Source organism: Rhizobium sp. BK176 (genome assembly GCF_024808055.1).
Map to the genome: position 1 here is coordinate 1 of NZ_JANUBV010000060.1, position 6,085 is coordinate 6,085.

The window sequence follows — 6,085 nt, forward strand, 5'->3', positions numbered from 1 at the left end:
GGCAGTAGGGACGAAATGATTGACCACTCGTGGTCGGTGAGTTCGTAGCGGCGGCGTGTCATCATAGCTCCTAATTCGGAAGCCTTGAATCACGCGGAACGCAATACGCCAAGAGAATTTATGAGTTTACGGCCTAAGATCCTCCGCCGGAACAACGCCCTGTTGCTGACGTTTTCAATGGCCAGACCGCAGCAGAGGACGTCAAGCAAATGCAAGTCGATCGCGAATCAAGAGCGACGGGAGGATCACAAAGACGATACCCGGTTGGGGCCGAGATCGTTGATCGTGTTGCGTCGTTTCGCGTTTGGGCACCATCTCACCAAACCATGTCGGTCGTTCTCATGGCAGGAGGAGAATACCCGATGCGGCGAGAGGAAGGGGGCTACTTTTGTGTCGACGTCGAGGGTTTGCAGATTGGCGCACTTTACCAGTTCCGCCTCGGGGAGACGCCACAATGTCTGCCCGACCCCGCATCGCGCTTTCAACCCGGGGGCCCAGCGGGGCCGTCAATGCTCGTGGATTACAGGTCCTTTCGATGGCGGGATACGGCTTGGCCAGGTATATCTCCAGATGGGCAGGTCCTCTACGAAATGCATATTGGGACATTCACGCCGGAGGGAACCTATGAAGCCGCAGCGCAAAAGCTACCGCTCCTCAAAGACCTCGGCATCACATGCTTGGAGATGATGCCAGTCAACGAGTTTCTCGGTGAGTTCGGGTGGGGCTATGACGGAGTACTTCCCTATGCGCCGACACGCTTGTACGGCCGCCCGGATGAATTGCGATCGTTTATAGATCAGGCCCATCAGGCGGGAATCGGCATCATCCTCGACGTCGTCTACAACCATTTCGGCGTTGGCGAGAGCTTTCGAGCATTTTCAGAGGATTACTTTACCGATCGCTATTCCAACGAGTGGGGTAGCTCTCTCAACTTCGACGGAAGGAATTGCCAGGGTGTGCGCGAGTTTATAGCTAAGAACGCCGCATACTGGATCGATGAGTACCATTTGGACGGCCTACGATTGGACGCCACCCAGGCGCTCTTCGATGCCAGTGAGGATCACATCGTCACGTTGATCGCTCGTGAGGCACGGAAAGCAGGAGGCCGGCGATCGATCTACCTCTTGGCAGAGAACGAACCGCAGGACACAAGTCTTCTCCGCGCAAGCGATGCGGAAGGCTTGGGTCTGGACGCTGCCTGGAATGATGACTTCCATCACTCTGCCATGGTGGCCGCTACCGGAAGGAGGGAAGCCTATTATCACGATCACCGCGGTCATGCCCAAGAGTTCGTATCGGCCGCGAAACATGGCTACCTGTTTCAGGGCCAGCGCTACGATTGGCAGGACGCCCCACGTGGCACACCCGGCTTTGACCTCCACCACGAACACTTCGTCCACTTTTTGCAAAATCATGACCAGATCGCGAATTCTGCAAGAGGCTTGCGGATAACTGAGCTGACGTCGCCGGCGCGGTTTCGAGCACTAACCGCCCTGCTCCTCCTCGGTCCGCAGACCCCCATGCTTTTTCAAGGCCAGGAGTTCGGCGCGACGACGCCTTTCTTTTACTTCGCGGATAGTCGTGGGGAGATGATTGATCTCGTAAGAAAGGGCAGAGTTGCGTTCTTGAAACAGTTCCCAAGCCTAAAGGATCCCGACTTCGAAAACCGCATGGCTGCGCCGTCCGATCCGCTAACGTTTGAACGATCAAAACTAAAGTGGGATGAATATGAGCGGAATGACCACCTCGTTGCGCTCCATAGGGATCTCCTCGCGCTTCGGCGAAATAATATCTTCTCCGGATATGACGAAGGGCGGAAGCTCATTGTTGACGGGAGTGTGTTGGAGACGTCCGCGCTCCTGTTGCGGTTTTTTTCTGATAAGCCGGACGAACAGCGTCTGCTTTTAGTCAATCTCGGTCACGACCTTGCAATTCACAGTCGGCCCGATCCTCTGCTCGCCCCGCCGCGCGGTTATCAATGGAAGGTCGAGTGGTCCAGTGACGATTTTAACTATGGTGGAAGCGGTCGCCGACCGATCGACTTACAACGTCGTTGGGGTCTTTCAGCCGACTGCGCGGTCGTGCTTGCGCCAAAAAGGCAGGCACGGAACAAGACACCTCCTGGTGAACAGCTTGATCACTGGCAAAGCGAAATCTCCTCTTGAGATGGCTGATTGCAGGCGATTCGTGGTCTTGTCGGAAGTGATCGTGCTCGTTGTAAAAAAAAGCCGGTGTAGTTGACCTCATGGCACTGTCGAGGCCGCCTTTCAGTCACGTTATACACAGAAAGATAGTGTCGGTCCCGAGAGCGCTTGTTACGCCACGGTCTGGATGCCGCGCAAATTTCTGGCGCCGGCTCAGCCATAACGGAGCCGTTATGATCCCCTCCTGCGGATGCTGTTGAGAACAGTCCGTATGGGGAGTGGCCACTCCTTTTGGCTAAGCTTGCTCAAGCTGGATGAGGCGACGGCGAGGATGATAGTTGATCCCACGAGAATCTCGCGCACGTAGGAATCGACGCTCATCTGCGTCAGGCCATTGTCGAGCCGCCGAGAATGAAACTCCCGACAACGTCGCCAGGACGCGGGCTCGCCTTCCTCACTCATGGTCATTCCCAGGAAGACGGCCGCTATTGCAGAAAGCATCAAACCGCTTCCTTGGGTCGGGTTGGCGGAGGCGACCCGGCTTGCATCATCAGACCTGCGGTTGCCGCCCCCGAGACCGGTCAGGCCAACCGCCGAAAATCGAAGGAGCCGCACACGCACACCGACGAGCCTTGCAGCTTCGGCGTTCCCGCCAACGCATAGAGCGACGACCATAGACCGTATGCTCGAGCAATACCCATACGAGCAGGAGAACGAAAAGCGCAAGCACGCTGAGGAACGGCAGTGAAACCCATTGGTCGCCTGGGTCTTCCGCATATTCTTGACATGTCTTCACCCTTGTCTGCAAAACGAGGCGCGCCTCGAAGGGAATAGGACGGCGTTTCGGGGGGACCTGGACGAGAAAGCCGGTTTTTCCGGTCTTCTCGCATTGCTTGATTGGAGCAGCCGCGGCTTGGCTGACTGAAACGCCCGCATTACGATCATTAGATGATACCCGTGACTTTCCGTGTACTGCTCGTCGTCGAGATCATTCGCTGCGTCGTCCGTTCAGCGCTCCTCAGGTGAAATAGGGCTCGTCGTTTGTTATTCGTTGGCGCTTGGCAGACGTGAAACGCTGTTGCCATATCCGGTCTGAACATCGTCACCTGAGGCGAATACGGGGCGCTTGGGTTCAATGAGCCAAGCTCTCGCATCAGCGAGCCCCAGCGTTCCCATGGTCGACAACCCATCTTCGGCTTGCTCCATGGACGATGCCAGCCGGGCATGGTCTCCTAAGTTCCAGTCGAGCCTTGCTGGTTCTTTTCTGTATTCCTCACGACGCCTATACCGGCGCCCACGCCTTGTCAGCAACGCGTGTGACTTCCTATAATCCAGCCATGGACAAGACATTTGCGGCCGTTAAGGAAGACCGACCCGGCAAGGCCTGGCTCTCCAGATTTGTTGCCGGTCGCGAGGAGGCGGAAATGTGGTACTTCGGGCAAGCCCGATCCCCAGTCCCAACTGCAAAGGAATGCCGTGCAGCGTTGCTTCGGTTCATGCCGGAGCTGGCACCCGCCTATGACGAGGCATGCTCCCTCGTCGGAGATGACGACGTGGCGCATCGAATGCTCAGTCACTACCGACCCGCGCCAGAACGCTACGGCTGTAGTCAGGCGGTCTGGCTTGGGTCGGAAGGCCCGGCATTACTGCGAAACTTTGACTATCCGCCGGCGATTGTTTCCGATCGCTTCGAAATGACCGCCTGGTCGAATCTGAGGGTCATTGGAAAGGCGCAAAGACCTTGGGGAGGTTGTGTAGATGGTATGAACGAAGAAGGACTCGTCGCGAGTGTCACTCTTGGCGGGGGCCGCACTCAGGGTGTTGGCTTTTCCATTATCCTGGTGATCCGCTACATTCTCGAGACGTGCCACACTATAAATCAAGCAGTCGCTGCCCTTTGCAGAATTCCCATAGCGCTACCACAGAATGTAACCGTCCTGGACCGTTCGGGTTCCTACGCGACCTTGTTGCTCGGCCCGCATCAACGCCCGGTCGTATCTCGAGCGAAGGCGTGTACGAACCATCAACGGTGGACAAGACCCTCGACGTCATCAATGACGCGCCTGGCAGCAATTCAGCGCGCATTGGAAGACCCGAGCATGTCCCTTCCGCAATTCCAACAGCTGTTTCTCCAGCCGCCGCTTTACTCCAACAGTATTTTTTATCCAACTCTCTATACTGCGCTGTACCGACCGTTGGAACGGCGAGTGGATTATATTTGGCCTGGCAAATGCTGGTCCCTCGGCTTCCAGGATTTTCCCGAAGGCCAATACACGCATAGCTATACTTAAATTCCATCCCGCGGCGCAGTCATTGCGCGGAACAATGCCGTGATCGACAGCATGCCCCGGCCGGGGCAGCGCGGACGAACAGGTCCCGTGAAGTCTGCCATGAGCAGGTCTTTAAGCAAGCCGCTGGGTCACCAGCTCAGTCTGAGCTGAGCGGCGCCATTTGAATAGCGTATCGCGAGATCCGTCACCTCGCCTCCTCCTCCCCAGATTATACTGTCATCCCCCGACGCAGCTCAATGGCTGCGGCTGATGGAAGGACCGCGAGCAAACACCTCACTGCGGGCCGGCACATGATAGACCCGGTCCCTCCACGAGACGCCGATCGCTTCGGCCGCATCGATCAGGGCCCGCTTCGCACTGTCTGGGTGCATCGTCCCATCAAGTACTGCGGCGCAAGCGCTAAGAGCTCGCTCAAACGCCGATCCGAACGTAACCGGCCATTTCTCTGCCAACAACGCCGATGCTTCGTCTGTTCCTCTGATGTCTATCGGATTTGGAACCCCTGGCAGCCAGATTTCGAGTCCAAATGTCGCCCGTTGAAACCATGCGCGTGCTCCTCCCCTGAGTCGCCCCATGACAGATTCACCTCGAAACACGGCAGCTTTGGGGCCAGCTGGAAGCGCCCCTCTTCACATTTTGAGCGCTGAAAGGGGCATGGCTGCGCTGCCGGGATTTTTTCTCGACAATGTCCACTTCGAACTTCCCGGCGACAACGCTGACATTGGCACGCGACCAAAATCATGTGAGAGTTTCAAAGGCGTTCGACATTGAAAGGTTGTCTTCGTTCCTTTTGTGCAGCGCAGCGTCTCAAGACTTGCCTGAACCTGAAACACTGAAGGAAGGAAGCAAAATGAGCGATCACGTCTACAAGAAGGTCGAACTGGTCGGCACCTTCAAGGTTTCAATAACTGAAGCCATCGACACGGCAATCGCGCGCGCGTCAAAGACCATGCGAAATCTAGATTGGTTCGAAGTCGACCAGATCCGGGGACATATCAGGGACGGCGCAGTTGAACACCATCAGGTTGTGATGAAGGTAGGCTTCAGACGGATAACGTCGCCAGCCGAAAACGCCAAGAGCGACGATTTCGTCGTCGCTCTTCGCCATTTTCGAGTTGAGTAGCAGACCTAGCGTATTGGAACGGTTCGCCGACTTGCTATCCCGCGAGATTGGAAAGAAACCTCGACCTGAGGCGGCTGCGTATGTCCTGGCTTATGAATGCTTTGTCCCGTTGGCTCCTGGTCTGCTGCCGCGGATCGCGCTCGAGATCACATTGTGGTCGCGTCGTGTGGCATTCTCATCAACGAAAGGCGAAGACCGCGATCATGTTAACGAGAGTTGACTATCTGAGAATGGCCGGTCGCGTTGAAGGAAGGCAACGCGTACGTTGCCGCGATCGCGACCAGGGCGACCGCTATCGATGTTACGATCAGGGCTTGTTTCATGGTCGCTCCCAGTTAAGCACGGTGACCTTGCCCCGTTGAAATAATCCATTTTGAAGTAAGCTCTGGCCCATTGAGAGGACCAGGGAATGAAGCGCAGCCGTTTCACAGGCGAACAGATTATCGGCATTCTGAAGGAGCACGAGGCGGGTACGCCGGTCTCGGAGCTTTGCCGCAAGCACGGCGTCAGCGATGCCAGCATCTATA

Annotated in this window: 4 protein-coding genes and 1 pseudogene; 4 read left to right on the plus strand and 1 reads right to left on the minus strand. The window is 56.5% G+C overall.

The window, feature by feature from the left end:
- Positions 1-209: 209 nt before the first annotated feature.
- Both treZ and FHT76_RS41090 read left to right on the plus strand, forming a co-directional pair.
- Positions 210-2,165 (plus strand): malto-oligosyltrehalose trehalohydrolase, encoded by a 1,956-nt coding sequence (treZ, locus tag FHT76_RS41085; RefSeq protein WP_183865183.1) that lies wholly within the window; start codon positions 210-212, stop codon positions 2,163-2,165.
- Between the two features lie 1,316 nt (positions 2,166-3,481).
- Positions 3,482-4,435: a C45 family autoproteolytic acyltransferase/hydolase gene (locus tag FHT76_RS41090; RefSeq protein ID WP_259186885.1), complete on the plus strand. Its 954-nt coding sequence runs from the start codon at positions 3,482-3,484 to the stop codon at positions 4,433-4,435.
- A gap of 233 nt (positions 4,436-4,668) precedes the next feature.
- Here FHT76_RS41090 and FHT76_RS41095 read toward each other — a convergent pair whose 3' ends face one another.
- On the minus strand, positions 4,669-5,010 hold the full coding sequence (locus FHT76_RS41095) for a DUF982 domain-containing protein (RefSeq protein ID WP_259186886.1): 342 nt from the start codon (positions 5,008-5,010) through the stop codon (positions 4,669-4,671).
- A 275-nt stretch (positions 5,011-5,285) separates the two neighbouring features.
- Between FHT76_RS41095 and FHT76_RS41100 the strand changes: the two are divergent.
- Together FHT76_RS41100 and FHT76_RS41105 are read left to right on the plus strand one after the other, a co-directional pair.
- Positions 5,286-5,483 (plus strand): annotated as a pseudogene (locus FHT76_RS41100) (dodecin); the annotation flags it as partial.
- Between the two features lie 484 nt (positions 5,484-5,967).
- On the plus strand, positions 5,968-6,085 hold a 118-nt coding region (locus FHT76_RS41105; protein ID WP_259186887.1), incomplete at its 3' end, for a transposase.

Coding starts and splice junctions, on each gene's coding strand:
- FHT76_RS41090 (WP_259186885.1), top strand. CDS start 3,482: ATGGACAAGACATTTGCGGCCGTTAAGGAAGACCGACCCGGCAAGGCC.
- treZ (WP_183865183.1), top strand. CDS start 210: ATGCAAGTCGATCGCGAATCAAGAGCGACGGGAGGATCACAAAGACGA.
- FHT76_RS41095 (WP_259186886.1), bottom strand. CDS start 5,010: ATGGGGCGACTCAGGGGAGGAGCACGCGCATGGTTTCAACGGGCGACA.